We start from the raw sequence: 15566 nt of genomic DNA, 5'->3' as shown, positions 1-15566 counted from the left end.
TGCCCATGCCCGGTGGCGTGCCCCCGGGTGCGCCCTTGCTAGCGTGGGGTGCAAGCCGCTCGGCGCGGATGGGCTGCGAAAGCTGGGTGGGAATGTCTATCGACGTACGGCGTGACGTGGAGCTGGCCGATGTCACCGTGCAGTTCCGGTTCACCGCGCACTCCGACCGTGGGGCGGTGCGCAAGCTCAACGAGGACAGCTACCTCGCCTCGGTACCGATGTTCGTCGTGGCCGACGGCATGGGCGGACACTCCTTCGGCGACAAGGCCAGCCAGGCGGCGGTCGCCGCGTTCGGTGCTGCGTTCCCGACCGACGTGCCCGCGGCACCGCAGCGCGTGCTCGACACGATCCGGGCCGCCAACGACGCCGTGCTCGACCTCACCGCGGAGGCCGACTTCGGCGCGATCAGTGGCACGACCCTCACCGGACTCGCCTTCGTCGACGTCGGCGCCGAGGACAACTACCACTGGATGGCGTTCAACATCGGCGACTCCCGCACCTACAGCTGGGACGGCCGGTCGCTCTCGCAGATGAGCGTCGACCACTCCGCCGTGCAGGAACTCGTCGACCTCGGTCACATCACCAAGCGCGAGGCCGAGCGCCACCCCGACCGCAACATCGTCACGCGCGCCCTCGGAGCCGACGACGAGGTCGAGGCCGACGTCTGGCTGCTGCCGGCGAAGGGGCACCAGACCTTCCTGCTCTGCTCCGACGGACTCACGAAGGAGCTCGGCGACGACGAGATCGCGCGCATCGTCGTTTTCCACAACGCCCAGGAGCTGCGCGAGTCGGACGGACTGCCGATCACGCTCGCCGAACGGCTGGTGAACGCCGCGGTCGCGGCCGGCGGATCTGACAACGTGACGGTGGTTGTGGTGGAATCGGACGTGATCGGACCAGACCCGGCGCCCATCGGCGAGGACACCGTCGACCGGTCGTCCATGGCCAACCAGCTGGAAGAAACGAGACCGCGAGTATGACTTCCGCGTTGAGCCTGACCTACGAACCGGCATCGGCCGGGGGGTGGATCGCCGTCGTCGCCGACGCGCGCGTGCTCCTCGTCGGCGGTTCGCCGGACCAGAGCTTCCTCGTCGCGGCCGACGAGGTCATCGGCGGCACCGACGGACTGCAGCGCGTGCTCGATCTGCTCACGAGCGGCGGCCTGTCGGCGACGCCGCCGTTCGCCGTGCTCGACCGCGACGGCGACGCGGTTCGCGTGATCGTGCGAGGGGAGGCGACCGTCGTCGTCGCCCACCGTTCCGGCGAGGAGACGATCAGCGGCGCCGGAGTCTCCACCTGGATCGAGCGCGGCATCGAGGGCGTCACCTCCGCCCGCGTGGTGGTCGGGGGAGCGACGTCGGCGCTCGGCTTCGGGCTGCCGCTCGGTGCCGGTGCGGCGTGGGTGAGCGGGGTGGCGCTGGGCGCTGAGGTCGCTGAGCCCGTGGAAGCGCCCGTGCTTGCGTCGGCCCCGGTCGCTGAGCCCGTCGAAGCGCCCGAACCCCCGACCACCCCCGTCGTAACAACCGTCACGACACCCGACCCCGACCCCATGCAGGAGCTCGCGGTCGACGTCGAGGCGACCGTGACCGATGCGCCGGTCGTCGAGCTCGACGACACGCTGACCGGCGACACGCTGTTCCGCGCGGTCCCCGCCGCAGCGCCCGAGCCCGAGAGCGACGACGTCGGGCTCGCCGGCGACCACGACGGGCACACCGTTCTCACCTCCGACATCGCCAAGCTGCGCGGGCGGCGCGGCGCGGGCACTCCCGCCGCCACCCCCGTGGCACCTCAGGCACCGGCCGTGACGCTCGTGCTCTCGACCGGCGTGCGCGAACCGCTCACGCAGCCGATCCTGGTCGGGCGCTCGCCGAGCGTCAGCCAGGTTCCCGGCGGCAAGATGCCGCGCCTGCTCACCGTCGGCGGCACCGACCAGGACATCTCCCGGACCCACGTACGGTTCGCGCTCGAGGGCGGCACCGTCGTGGTCACCGACCTACACTCGCGCAACGGTACGACCATCGCGATGCCCGGGAAAGAACCGCAGAAATTGCGCGCCGGTGAGCCGACCTCGGTTATTGTCGGAACCATCGTCGATCTGGGCGGCGGAGTGACATTCGCGGTCGAAGAGACCGCGACAGCGGATGGGGACTGATGAGACGGAGCGCGTCGCAGCCTCCCGAGCTGCCCGGATACACCTTTGTGCGGCTGCTCGGATCGGGCGGCTTCTCTGACGTCTTCCTCTACGAGCAGGAACTGCCGCGCCGCCGCGTCGCCGTCAAGGTGCTGCTGACCGAGGAACTCGTCGGTGCCAACCGCGCCGCGTTCGTCGCCGAGGCCAACCTGATGGCCCAGCTGTCGGCGCACCCGTACATCGTCACGATCTATCACGCCGACGTCGCGTCGGACGACCGTCCGTACTTCGTGATGGAGTACTGCTCGGGCCCGAGCCTCGCCGAGCGCTACAAGCAGGAGACCTTCCAGGTCGCCGACGCGCTGCGCACCGGCGTGCGCCTGTCGAGCGCGGTCGCGACCGCGCACTCGGCCGGAATCCTGCACCGCGACATCAAGCCCGCGAACGTGCTCGGCAACGACTACGGCTGGCCCGCCCTAACCGACTTCGGCATCTCGAGCGCCCTCGACGACGAACTGCCCGTGCACACCGGCACCCTCGCCAGCGCGCTCTCCGACGCGGCGACCGGAACCGGGGGCACCGAGAGCGCCTCCGTCGGGATGTCGGTGCCGTGGTCGCCGCCCGAGATGTTCGAGGACGACCCGCAGCCCGACGTGCGCAGCGACGTGTTCTCCCTCGCGGCCACGATCTACACCGTGCTCGCCGGGCAGACGCCCTTCGAGGTGCGCGGGCGATCGAACGGCACGCTCGACCTCATCGGCCGCATCGAGCGCGGCGCGATCACACCGTTGGCGCGCCAGGACGTTCCGCGGTCGCTCGTCGCCGTGCTGCAGAAGGGCATGGCGAGCGACCGCAACGACCGGTTCGCCACGGCCGTCGACTTCGCCCGGGCGCTGCAGCGCGTGGAGCTCGAGCTCGGCTACAGCCCCACCGCGATCGACGTGCCGAACCTGCTCATCGAGGCCCCGCACCGCAGCGACGAGGCGGACGACGCCGACGCGACGCGCGCCCGGTCCGTCGCGACGATCGACGCGCAGCCCGCCGCGCCGATGATCGTGCCGCCCGTTTTCGACGCACGTCCAGGGAGCGACGCACCGGCGGCCGCCGGCGATTCGACCGTGGTGCGCACGCCGCAGAACATCGCCGCGCAGCCGGTGGACGAGGCGACGGTCGTGCGCCGCACGCCCGTCGTGGCCGAGACCGTCGAACCGGCCGCCGACACCGAAGCGCCTCCTCGCGGTCGCGGTAAGTGGCTGGTCTGGGGCGGCGTCGCGGCGGCCGTGCTCATCGCGGGGGCTGTCACGGCCGGCATCCTGCTCGGAGGAGACGGCGAGGACATCGCCGCCGGGCCGACACCCGGGGCCAGCGGCGACGCCATCGTGATCGACACGATCCCGACGCCGACGGTCGGCAGCGTCGTGCCCGGGGACACCACCCTCACGGTCACGGTGATCAACCCCGACCCGCTCGACGGCGACGAGTTCGTCTGGCGACGCTACGACCGGCCCGACGAGGCGTCGCGCGCGATCGACGACGGCGTGATCGTCATCAAGGACTACACACCCGGCGACTCCGTGTGCCTCGAGGTGAGTGTCAAGCGCGGCACCAAGGCATCGGCCAACGCCCTCGAGGAGTGCTTCCCCCAATGACCGTTGCCTGCCCGAAGACCGTTGCTTCCCCGAACACTGTGGTGAACGTATGAACCCCCTGCGAATCGAGTTCTGCGGCGAGTGGTACGACGTCGCGCACCCCGACGACTTCCACATCGGCCGCGAGAGCGACCTCGTCATCGACGACAACCCCTACCTGCACCGCCGCTTCCTCCGCATCTACGAGGATTTCGGCATGTGGTGGCTGGCGAACGTCGGCAACCTGCTGTCGGCGACCGTGACGGACGCCACGGGACAGGTGCAGGCCTGGCTGGCACCCGGTGCCAAGCTGCCGATCGTCTTCTCGCAGATGCAGGTGCTGTTCAGCGCCGGCTCCACGACCTACGAGTTCACCATCCACTCGGGCGACGACTACTACAACACGTCGTCCGCGATCGCGAGCTCGGGGGGATCGACGACGATCGAACCGGTGCCGCTCACCAGCACGCAGCGGCTGCTCATCGTCTCGCTCGCTGAACACGTGCTGCGGCAGTCGTCCCCCGGCCGCGGCGAGATCCCGACCTCCGCCGACGCCGCCGAACGCCTGCACTGGTCGATGACGACCTTCAACCGCAAGCTCGACAACGTGTGCGACAAACTCGACAAGATCGGCGTGCAGGGCCTCCGCGGCGGCAAGGGGAACCTCGCCACCAACCGCCGCCTGCGTCTTGTCGAATACGCCGTCGCGACGCGGCTCGTGAGCCAGGACGACCTCTACCTGCTCGACCGCAACGACACCGAGCACCTCGCGAGCAAAGCCGCCGCGACCGACGGTGATGGGTAGTTCTGCCCATCTCCGGCCTCTGGTATGAGACGGCTCTCATGTTAGGTTGTTTCACGTCCGGCCTGTACTCGCGGTCGGATTCAGAGGGGCAACCATTGCTGGGGGATAGCGCTTGAGGGCTGTGGGCGGGTGGCTGAAACGCCACAGGACGACGGCTTCGGCCCTCGTCATCGCCCTGCTCTCGGGTTCGCTGCTCGCGGTGGCGGCGCTGCACCCGGGCTTCCCGATCTCCGACGTGCAGCTGACCTCGCGCGACGTCTGGGTCACCAACGGCGAAGAGCTGCTCGGCGGCCGCCTCAACCGGCAGATCGACGAGCTCAACGGCTCCGTCGTCGCCGGATCTCCCAACTTCGACGTGCTGCAGGACGGCGACACGCTGTTCCTGCACAACCCCGACGCGGGCCGGCTCGAGTCGGTGAGCCCCGCGACCACCGAGGTCACCTCCGCCATCGACGTGCCGAAGGGCGCCGAGATCCACTACGGCGGAACGAACATCGCCATCATGTCGCCCGAGGGCGACCTGTGGGTCATCACCGCCGTCGGCGACCTGCAGTTCAACTTCGTGTCGACCCCGCCGCTGCTGAAGCTCGGCGAGGGCGGCCACGCGGTCGTGACGCACGACGGCGCCGTCATCGCCGTCTCGCCCGACGAGAAGACCCTGTACCGCATGGAGACCCTCGCCGACGCCCCCGTCGAGACCGCCTTCCCCGCTGTCGGCGAGTTCCAGCTCTCCGCGGTCGGCGACCGCGCGGTCGTTTTCGACCAGTCGACGAACGAGCTGGTGACCGAGGACGCCACGGTGTACGACCTCGGCGACACCCCGGTTCTCAAGCTGCAGCAGGTGAGCGACGAGAACGACTCGGCACTCCTCGCCACCGGCGACTCCCTCGTCGCGGTCGACCTGGACGACGGCGAGATGACCACCTCGTCGACGAAGATCGAGAAGGCGGTGACAGGACCGGAGCAGGTCTCGTCGCCCGTGTACCTCGACGGCTGCTCCCACGGCGCCTGGGCGGGCGCGCAGGTCTACCTCGAGGTCTGCGACGGCCAGCAGTCGCAGGTCTCCGAGATCCCGAACCCCACCGCCGGCAGCACCCTCGAGTTCCGCGTCAACCGCTCGGTGATCGCCCTCAACGACCTCGACAACGGCAACACCTGGCTGCTCGAAGAGAACATGCGCCTCGTCGACAACTGGGACGACATCACCCCGCCCGAGGAGCAGGAGAGCGAGGAGGAGGGCGACGACAAGTCCGCCATCCAGTCGTTCGAAGACACCATCGCCGAGCGCACCGAGAACAACCGCCCGCCGACCGCGGTCGACGACGACTACGGCATCCGCCCCGGCCGCACGACCGTGCTACCCCTTCTCGACAACGACACCGACCCCGACGGCGACGTGCTCGTCATCTCGGCCTACGAGTCGATCAACGAGGCCAGCGGACGCCTCGACCCGATCGACGGAGGCCGCGCCCTCCAGTTCACGCCGGAACCCGGCTTCGTCGGCACCCTCGCCTTCGGCTACACGATCGACGACGGCCGTGGCGGTCTCGACCAGGCCCGGGTCTCCGCCCGCGTCGTGCCCGAGGAGAGCAACGAGGCACCCGTCTCGATCCGCGACAGCGGGGTGAGCGTCGAGGCCAACCAGACGATCAACTACAACGTGCTCACCAACTTCCGCGACCCCGACGGCGACGACCTGTTCCTCGTCGGCGCGGCCGCGACCAGCGCCGACCTCGTGCGGTTCACCCCCGACGGCTTCGTCACCTTCACCCACCAGACGTCGGAACTGGGCGAGAAGGAGATCAACTTCCAGGTCAGCGACGGCCACGGCTCGTCGACCGCCGGCACCCTCACCGTCAAGGTCGAACCGACCGGCACCCTCAACCCGGTGGGAACGCCCGACTTCGCCACCGTGTTCGTCGGCGAGACCGCCGTCGTCGAGCCGCTGCTCAACGACCTGTCGCCCTCCGGCGCGCAGCTCTCCCTCGTCGCGATCGAGGAGCCGGGCGACGGCGCCACCGCCTCGTTCAACACCGACCTGAGCACCATCACGTTCACCTCGACCAAGGCCGGCATCTACTACCTGAAGTACACGCTCGCCGCCGGCGGCAACAACAGCGTGGGCCTCGTGCGCGTCGACGTGCGCGCCCGCCCCGCCGACGACCAGATCCCGCCGGTCGCGGTGAAAGACACCGCCTACCTGCGCGGCGACGCCCCCGTGACGGTCTCGGTGCTGGCCAACGACGTGAGCCCGCTCGGCCGCGTGCTGGCCGTCCAGTCGGTGGATGTCGCACCCGAGCTCACCGCCAAGGGACTCGTCGTCGAGCTCTTGGGCAGCACCCTCGTCCGCATCACGAGCCCCGCGGCCCTCACCGAGCAGGTCGACTTCAGCTACACGATCTCCGACGGCGTCAGCTCGGCCGCCGCGGGCGTCACGGTCGTGCCCGTTCCCGCGCTCACCAAACACCAGCCGCCCGTGGCCGCGAACGACACCGCCAAGGTGCGGGTCGGCGACATCACCGCGCTCGACGTGCTGGCCAACGACTTCCACCCCGACGACACCACGATGACGCTGGACACCACGCTCGTCACTCCGCCGGCCGCCGGGCTCGCCTTCATCAGCGACAACGTCATGCGCTTCCAGGCGCCCGAGGAACCGGGCGAGTACCGCGTCGACTACCGCGTGCTCGACCCCTTCAACGAGACGGCGACCGCCACCGCGGTCTTCACCGTCACCGACCTCGACACCGAGGGCAACCGCGACCCCGTGCCGCAGCCGCTCGTCGCGCGCGTGCTCACGGGCGGCAACATCCGCGTCGACCTGCCGCTCAACGGCATCGACCCCGACGGCGACTCGGTGCAGCTGAACACGTTCCCGACCAACCCGGCACTCGGCACGATCATCGAGTCGGGCAACGACTACTTCGTCTACGAGGCGTCGGACGCGGCGACGGGAACGGACACCTTCAGCTACCAGGTGTACGACTCCTTCGGCGGAACGGGCGAGGCGGAAATCAAGATCGGCGTCATCCCGCCACCGCCCGAACTCAGCGACCCGAGCGCCGTCCCCGACGCCGTGTCGATCCGGCCCGGCCGCATCGCGCAGGTCGACCTCACCGCGAACGACTCCGACCCGCAGGGCGCGGTGCTCAAGGTCTCGAAGACGCTCGTCGACGTTCCGGACGGCGTCGAGGCGAAGGTCGTCAGCGGCCAGTACCTCGTCGTCACCGCGCCCGACGAGGAGCAGTCGTTCTCGCTGCGCTACGAACTCACCAACGACCGCGGCGGCAAGTCGATGAGCTACGTGCTCGTCCAGGTCAGTGCCGAGGCCCCGCTCGTGCCGCCCTCGGCGAAGGACCTGCCGATCACGCCGAAGGAGATCGCCGGCAAGGACTCGTTGACGGTGGACCTGTTCGACGGCTTCGCCTTCAACCCGGCCGGAGCGACCGAAGACCTCGTCGTCACCCTCGAGGGACCGAACGCCGGCGCCGGCGCGCTGCTCGAAACCAACGGCACAGTGCAGGTCACGCCCGGCGCCACACGCCAGGCCATCGCCTACCGCGTCACCAACGAGGCCGACGACCTGAGCGCGATGGCGTTCATCCTCGTTCCCGCCGCGGTCAAGGAGAGCTTCGACGATCCGCCGATCATCGACCCTGCCCTGCCGATCCAGTACGTCAACATGAACGAGACGAAGGAGTGGAACCTCTCCGACATCGTCGTGGTCCCCTCCGGCCGTGACGCCTGGATCCCCGACTCGTCGACCGTGAGCGCGGTGCAGGGCAACGGCGACCCCAGCTATGTCGACCAAGACACCCTGCGCTTCACCCCGCCGCCGGACTACCGCGGCCCCGCGGCGATCAACTTCCGCGTGTTCGACGGCGACTCGGCCGAGGATCCCAAGGGCATCTCGGCCAACCTGCGGCTCAACATCATCGTCGGCGACCCCGAGTTCCGCGATACGCCGCCCGAGTTCACGACGCCGAGCCCGCAGGTCGAGCTGGGCGAGACCACGGTCATCGACCTGAGGGCGTCGACCGGCCACCCGAACCCGCAGATCCTGCAGGAGGTCACCTACTCCGACCTCGTGGGCGCGACAGCCGGCCTCTCGGCGAGCCTGAGCGGATCGCAGCTGACCATGAGCACGCCGCGCAACGCGAAGAAGGGCTCCACCTACACGCTCAACGTCACCCTGCGCTGGGACCGCTTCGAGGTGCCCGGACAGATCAACGTGACCGTCGTCGGCTCGTCGAAGCCGCTCGCGGTCGCGGTGACCGACGTGCTCGAGACCCAGCGCGGCGACGGTGCCGTGAAGGCGAACGTTCTCTCGAACGACTCGAACCCGTACCAGACGACGAACGAACCGCTCGTGATCGTCGACGCCGTCGTACAGAACACCGGAGAACCGGCGACGATCTCGCACACCGCCTCCACCGTGACCGTGCAACCGAACCCGGCACTGAAGAGCGGCGTCATCGAAGTCGTCTACACGGTGCGCGACGCCACCGAAGACAAAGACAGGTACGTCAACGGCACCATGACGCTCGTGGTGAGCGACGTGCCCGACCCCGTGGCAAAACCCACGAGGGACGGCAACAGCGCGGTCGGCGGCGACCAGTCGGCCACGTTCCGCTTCATCGCGCCCGCCGCCAACGGCAAGCCGATCACCTCCTACGAGGTACGTACGACCCCGGCAGCGGCCGTCCCGACGACCTGCGTCGCGGGTGCCGCCTGCACGATCTCCGGTCTCGTCAACGGCACGCCCTACACGTTCTCCGCGCGGGCGGTCAACGAGCACGGCCCCGGAGCATGGTCGCAGAACAGCGACCAGGTGACCCCGTACGGCACACCCGCGCAGGTCACCCCGAGCCTCACCACCGGTGACAAGTGGGCGACGGCGAACATCACCGCGACCTGGCCCGCCGTCGGCGGTACCGGCGGCACCACGACCTACGACTGGACCACGAACTCGGGCAAGAGCGGCTCGACCACGGGAACCTCGGCCACGTTCGCCGAGAATGCCGGCGAGTTCACCATCACCGTGAGCGCCCGCAACGACGGCGGCAAGCGCGGGCCGTCCGGCACCTCGAACGTGCTGACGGTGTTCACCCAGCCGATCCCGACCGCGCCGCAGAGCGTCTCGACGCCCGCCGGGGGAGAGGGGCCGATGACCCTCACCTGGAACTGGACGGCGCCGGCGAATGCGACCCCGGATGCCGCGGGGGACGGTCTCGAGTACGTGTGGAGCACCAACAGCGGGCAGAGCGGAACGACGACCGGTCTCTCGGCCAGCATCGAGGTCGACGACAACGGCGGCGACCGCTCCCTCACCGTGTACGCGCGCAACGCCAGCGGCGACGGGCCGGGGGTGTCGTCGGGCACCACGACCGTGACCCAGCCGCCGCCCCCTCCGCCGCCGCCCGCCGAGCCCGAGATCACCGTCTCCGAGGGCGGCCCCGCGGTCAACTACGGCTATCCCGGCTCGCAGCACTACCACGTCGAGGCGCGTAACTTCGAGCCGAACGCCCAGTTCGTGGGCAACTGCTACCACGAGGGCAGCGAGTTCTACCCGAGCAAGTACCGCTCCGACAAGGTGACCTTGCTGCGCTTCGACTCGAACGGCGACTTCTCGGGCGACCTCGGCTGCTACAACATCCGTGGCGGCGGCAAGAAGGTCGTCATCAACGGAACCACCTCCAACACGACGAGTTGGTAAGAAATGGAGACACCCAAGTGCCAGTAACCCAGGAACAGGCGACCTGGTTCGCCGACGCGTTCCAGAAGCTCGTCGCCAACGTCGACAAGGCGATCATGGGCAAGGACCACGTGATCCGGCTCGTGCTGACCGCGCTCGTCTCCGACGGCCACGTGCTGCTCGAGGACTACCCCGGCACGGGCAAGACGGTGCTCGCCAAGGCCCTCGCCAACACGCTCGACGGCACGACGTCGCGCATCCAGTTCACCCCCGACCTGCTGCCCTCCGACGTCACCGGCGTGCAGATCTTCGACCAGGGCAAGGGCCGCTTCGAGTTCCACAAGGGGCCGATTTTCGCCTCCATCGTGCTTGCGGACGAGATCAACCGCGCCAGCCCGAAAACCCAGAGCGCGTTGCTCGAGGTCATGGAGGAGGGCGTCGTGACGATCGACGGCGAGGGCCACTCCGTCGGCGCCCCGTTCCTCGTGATCGCCACGCAGAACCCGGTGGAGCAGGCCGGAACCTACAAGCTGCCGGAGGCGCAGCTCGACCGGTTCCTGATCAAGACCACTCTCGGCTATCCCGACAGCAAGATCGCCGTGTCGCTGCTGATGGACTCCGGCACCCGCGCCCGCGCGTCGCTCGTCTCGCCGATCATCAAGCCCGAGTCGATCGTCGCGATGTCGGCGCTCGCCTCCGAGGTCTTCGTCGACGAGTCGGTCATGAACTACCTCAACGACATCGTCGAGGCCACGCGCGCGCACCGCGACGTGATCCTCGGGGTCAGCATGCGCGGCGCCATGGCGCTCGCCCGGGCGATCAAGACCTGGGCGCTCACGCAGGGCCGCACCTACGCGACCCCCGACGACGTGCGCGACCTCGCCGTCAACGTGCTCGCTCACCGCATCATCCTCGACCCCGAGAGCGAGTTCGCCGGGGTCAAGGCCGAGGACGTCGTGAGCCGCATCCTCGTCGACATCGAGCCGCCCGCGTACCGCGCCGCGTAACCCCGTGACGACGACGACCGAGAAGACGAAGCGCCCGCGCGCCGCGGCGAACGTGCGCGCTTCGGCGACCGCGCGCGCCGCCGGCGTGGGCCGCGGAGCCCGCTCGGTCGCGGGTGCTGCCGGCCGCGTCATCCGGCCGCCAGCGGCCAAGCTCTGGTCGAAGGTCTGGACCCGTGTCGCCCCCGTGGTCGGCGTCGTCACCCCCACCGGCTGGCTCGTGCTGCTGTTCGCCGTCGTCTCGCTCGTGCTGAGCGCCGTGTTCGGTTGGCAGGAGTTCACCTATCTCGGCACCGTGCTCCTTGCGGCGGTCGTGCTCAGTGCCGCGTTCCTGTTCGGGCGCGCGTCGTACGGGGTCTTCGTCGAGCTCAACCCGCGCCGCGTCGTCGTCGGCGACCGGGCGATGGGCCGCATGCTCGTCACCAACGTCGGCGCGCGGCCGCTGTCGGGCACGCGCATGGAACTGCCGGTCGGCAAGGGCATCGCCGAGTTCCAGCTGCCGGCGATGAAGCCGAAGGACGAGCACGAGGAACTCTTCGCCGTGCCCACCAACAAGCGCGCCGTGATCGTCGCCGGGCCCGCCGAATCGGTGCGTGGCGACCAGCTGGGCATCCTGCGCCGCTCGCTGAAGTGGGCCGACGCGGTCGACCTGTTCGTGCACCCGCGCACCGTGCGGCTGCTGCCCACGGCCGCGGGCCTCGTGCGAGACCTCGAGGGCCAGGTCTCGAAGACCATCACCAACAACGACATCGCGTTCCACGCGCTGCGCCCGTACGTGCCGGGCGACGACAGGCGCTACGTGCACTGGCGCACGTCCGCGCGCATCGGCCAGCTCATGGTGCGCCAGTTCAACGAGACGCGCCGCTCGCAGCTCACGATGATCCACACCTCGCGTGAAGACCTCTACGCCTCCGAGGAGGAGTTCGAGCTGGCCATCTCGGTGACCGCGTCGATCGCCGCCCAGGTGATCCGCGACGGCGTGCAGATGAACATCGTCAGCGAGCGCGGCGTCTGGCGCACCCAGTCGGTGACCTCGATGCTCGACTCGTCGTCGCGGGTCGAACCCGTCGGCAAGGTCTACCCGACCGTGCGCGAGTTCGCCCGCGAGCTGACCAAGCGCCTGCCGGCCCCGAGCGTCGTGATGATGATCGGCGGCTCGAAAATGACCACCCTCGAGTACCGCAGCGTCGAGACGCTCTTCGGCCAGGACACCAGCCAGGTCGCCTTCCATGTCGAACTCGGCGCGCAGCCGAGGATATCCTCCGTCGCCGGGCTCACCGTCATCACGATCGGCGACCTCGACGACCTCAACCGACTCGTGCGCGGGGTGAGCTCGTGAGCGCCACCACGTCGGCCGCACCCGCCGGCACCGGTATCCGCCGCCCGACGCCGCGCACCTGGGCCGACATTGCGGTGCTGCTCGTGCTGGTCGCGCTCGGCGTCGTCGGTTTCGAACCGTCGTTCGGCGGCTACTCGTTCCTGCTCGCGGGGGTCGGCGGCCTCGTGCTGGGTGCCGCCACCGGCATCCTCTCGTCGATGTTCCGGCTCGGCGCACTCGTCACCGTGCTCGTCGCCGTCGTCGCCTACTTCGTCTTCGGCTCGGCCTTCGCCGTGCAGGGCCAGGCGGTCTTCGGTGTGCTGCCGACCCTGCAGTCGCTCGCCAGCATCGCCGTCGGCAGCGTCTTCGGCTGGACCGACATCGTCACGCTGCGCACGCCCATCGGCGCCCCGCAGTACATCGCCGTCGTGCCGTACCTCGCCACCTGGCTCGTCGCACTGGTCTCGACCACGCTCGCCACCCGCTGGATCGCCGGCCGCCCCCGCACCGCGTGGCGCTTCGGCATCGCGCTCGTCGGGCCGGTCGCGCTCTACCTCGCGAGCATCCTGATCGGCACCGACCAGCCGTATCAGGCCGGGCTGCGCGGGGTCGTCTTCGCGATCCTCGCGCTCGTCTGGCTGGGCTGGCGCCGCCCCACCGTGGCCTCGGTCGCGCAGGGCGGTGCGCAGCGCCTGCGCAACCGCAAGCTGGCCGGCACCGCGGCCATCGTCGCGGGCGCCGTGGTCGTCGGCGGGGGAGCGGGCTTCTGGTTCGCGCCGGCCAACGACGAGCGCTTCGTGCTGCGCGAGGAGATCGAGCCACCGTTCGACCCGCTGCAGTACCCGAGTCCGCTGAGCGGGTTCCGGCACTACACGAAACAGGTCACCGACGACGAGCTCTTCACCGTCAGCGGGCTCAAGCCCGGCGATGTCGTCCGCCTCGCCACGCTCGACTCGTTCACCGGCAAACTGTGGACCGTCACCGGCCCCGAGACCGCCACCGACGGGTCGGGCTCCTTCGCGCTCGTCGGCCGCCGGATCCCGGCGCAGACCTTCATCACCCCCGAGGAACGCGACAACGTCACCATCACGATCGGCGCCTACGACGACGTGTGGGTGCCGAGCGTCGGTTACCTGACGGACCTCGCGTTCACCGGCGGCGACGCCGTGTCGGAAGCGGACAGCGTGCGCTACAACCGCTCGACGGGCACCGCCGTGCTGACCACGGGGCTGAGCGCGGGCGACTCGTACGAGCTCGACGCCGTGGAACAGAAGGTGCTCACGCCGGCCGACCTGGACGAGACCAGCGTCGCCGCGGTCGAGCTGCCGCCCGTGACCGGGTCGCCCGACATCGTGACGTCCAAGGCCCAGGAGTTCGCGGCCGACGCGGCCACCCCGATGGCCCAGCTGCAGGCGATCCAGCTGGCGCTCACCGAGAACGGATTCCTCAGCCACGGCCGGGAGTCCGACTCGCAGCCGTCACGCGCCGGGCACGGTGCCGACCGCGTCACCGAGCTGCTCACGCGCGTGCAGCTCATCGGCGACCAAGAGCAGTACGCGTCGGCGTTCGCGCTGATGGCGCGCAGCTTCGGCTACCCGGCCCGCGTCGTGATGGGCTTCGCTCCCGAAATCCCGGAAGACGGCGGGGCTGTCACGGTCACCGGCGACGACGTCACCGCCTGGGTCGAGGTCGCGTTCGACGACGTCGGCTGGGTGGCGTTCAACCCGACGCCCGAGGAGACCGACATCCCGCAGGCGCAGGTCCCCAAGCCGCAGAGCGAACCACAGCCGCAGGTGCGCCAGCCGCCGCGTGCCGACAACGAGGAAGACGACCTGCTGACGCCGGTCGAACTCGACGAGACCGACGAGGACGACAACGGCGACGCGTTCGTGATCCCGGGCTGGGTGTGGGTCGTCGGCTACAGCGTGCTCATCCCGGCGCTGATCATCTTCATCCCTCTGCTCGTCGTCGCGCTGATCAAGGGACGGCGAGCCCGCAAGCGCCGCACCGACGGCGCGGTCCACGACCGCGTGGCCGGGGCCTGGGAAGAGCTCGTCGACCGCTACGCCGAACTCGGCTACGCGGTGGGCGGCCGCGGCACCCGGCTCGTGGTGGCGCGCGGCCTCGAGGCGCAGCTGCCCGCCGGACAGCCGACCGGGCTCACGGCGCTCGCCGCGCAGACCGACGAAGCGGTCTTCGGCGGCGCCGAGGTCGAGCCGGAACGCACCGACCTGGTCTGGAACGAGGCCCTCGCCGCCGTCGCGGTCGCCCGCGGCTCGGCCACGCGCCTGCGCCGCATCGCGAGCCGGTACCGCATCCGCCGACGGAAGCGGTCGACGTGAGCGACGACTTCATCGCGATGCCGCCGCCCGGGATCCCCGCGGCGCCGGTGCCCTCGCCTCTCGACGAGGAGGAGGCCGGGTTCATCGACCTGCCGCCGGGCATCACCGTGGAACCGGTGACGGTCACGGCGCCCGTGGAGCGCCCGCTCGACGACGTGGTCTTCGTGCCGACGGTGATCGGGGCGGCGCCGGTGCTGCCGGCCGTCGAGCCGGTCCCCGAGCCGGTCGCTGAGCCCGTCGAAGCGTCCGCCGCCGAGACCAACCCGGTCACGTTGCCACAGCCCTGGCGACTGGTACCCCCGACCGGCGACGCGATCCCGGTCACCGGTACCCTGCTCCTGGGACGCAACCCCGCGGCATCCGACCGCTGGCCCGACGCCGGGCTCGTCGCACTCGCCGACGAGACCCGCTCGGTGTCGAAGACGCACGCGCTGCTCGAGCTCGACGACGACGCGGTCTGGGTGAGCGACCTCGACTCCACGAACGGCGTGTACGTCGTCACCGAGGGCGCGCCCGTCGAGGTCGTCCCCGGCGAAAGAGTGCAGATCCGGGATGGCGCAGCCGTCGAACTCGGCGACTACGTGCTCCGCCTCGAGAGGTAATAGCACGCTCCGCGGCGCGATGTCGCGGCACGTCGCCTACC

At 70.0% G+C, this 15566-nt stretch carries 9 protein-coding genes; all 9 read left to right on the top strand.

The window, feature by feature from the left end:
- Positions 1–92 precede the first annotated feature (92 nt).
- The gene (locus tag HD599_RS11360) at positions 93–980 is read left to right on the top strand and encodes a PP2C family protein-serine/threonine phosphatase (RefSeq protein ID WP_184237567.1); all 888 of its coding nucleotides are present in this window, start codon (positions 93–95) and stop codon (positions 978–980) included.
- On the top strand, positions 977–2152 hold the full coding sequence (locus HD599_RS11355) for an FHA domain-containing protein (protein WP_184237564.1): 1176 nt from the start codon (positions 977–979) through the stop codon (positions 2150–2152). Before HD599_RS11360 ends, HD599_RS11355 begins: the two co-directional genes overlap by 4 nt.
- Positions 2152–3780 (top strand): serine/threonine-protein kinase, encoded by a 1629-nt coding sequence (locus tag HD599_RS11350; protein ID WP_184237561.1) that lies wholly within the window; start codon positions 2152–2154, stop codon positions 3778–3780. The genes HD599_RS11355 and HD599_RS11350 overlap by 1 nt, the downstream gene beginning before the upstream one ends.
- A 49-nt stretch (positions 3781–3829) precedes the next feature.
- Positions 3830–4564, top strand: coding sequence for a hypothetical protein (locus HD599_RS11345; RefSeq protein ID WP_184237558.1), 735 nt, complete (start codon positions 3830–3832; stop codon positions 4562–4564).
- Positions 4565–4685: 121 nt separating this feature from the next.
- Entirely contained in the window at positions 4686–10280 is a 5595-nt protein-coding gene (locus HD599_RS11340) for an Ig-like domain-containing protein (protein ID WP_184237555.1), read from the top strand.
- 17 nt (positions 10281–10297) lie between these two features.
- On the top strand, positions 10298–11266 hold the full coding sequence (locus HD599_RS11335; protein ID WP_184237552.1) for an AAA family ATPase: 969 nt from the start codon (positions 10298–10300) through the stop codon (positions 11264–11266).
- 4 nt (positions 11267–11270) lie between these two features.
- Positions 11271–12602 (top strand): DUF58 domain-containing protein, encoded by a 1332-nt coding sequence (locus HD599_RS18345; protein WP_184237549.1) that lies wholly within the window; start codon positions 11271–11273, stop codon positions 12600–12602.
- On the top strand, positions 12599–14923 hold the full coding sequence (locus tag HD599_RS18210) for a transglutaminase domain-containing protein (RefSeq protein WP_184237546.1): 2325 nt from the start codon (positions 12599–12601) through the stop codon (positions 14921–14923). Before HD599_RS18345 ends, HD599_RS18210 begins: the two co-directional genes overlap by 4 nt.
- Entirely contained in the window at positions 14920–15525 is a 606-nt protein-coding gene (locus tag HD599_RS11320) for an FHA domain-containing protein (protein WP_184237543.1), read from the top strand. Before HD599_RS18210 ends, HD599_RS11320 begins: the two co-directional genes overlap by 4 nt.
- Positions 15526–15566 lie beyond the last annotated feature (41 nt).

It is taken from the genome of Conyzicola lurida (genome assembly GCF_014204935.1).
Lineage (GTDB): Bacteria > Actinomycetota > Actinomycetes > Actinomycetales > Microbacteriaceae > Conyzicola > Conyzicola lurida.
This window is presented reverse-complemented; position numbering and strand designations above follow the sequence as displayed.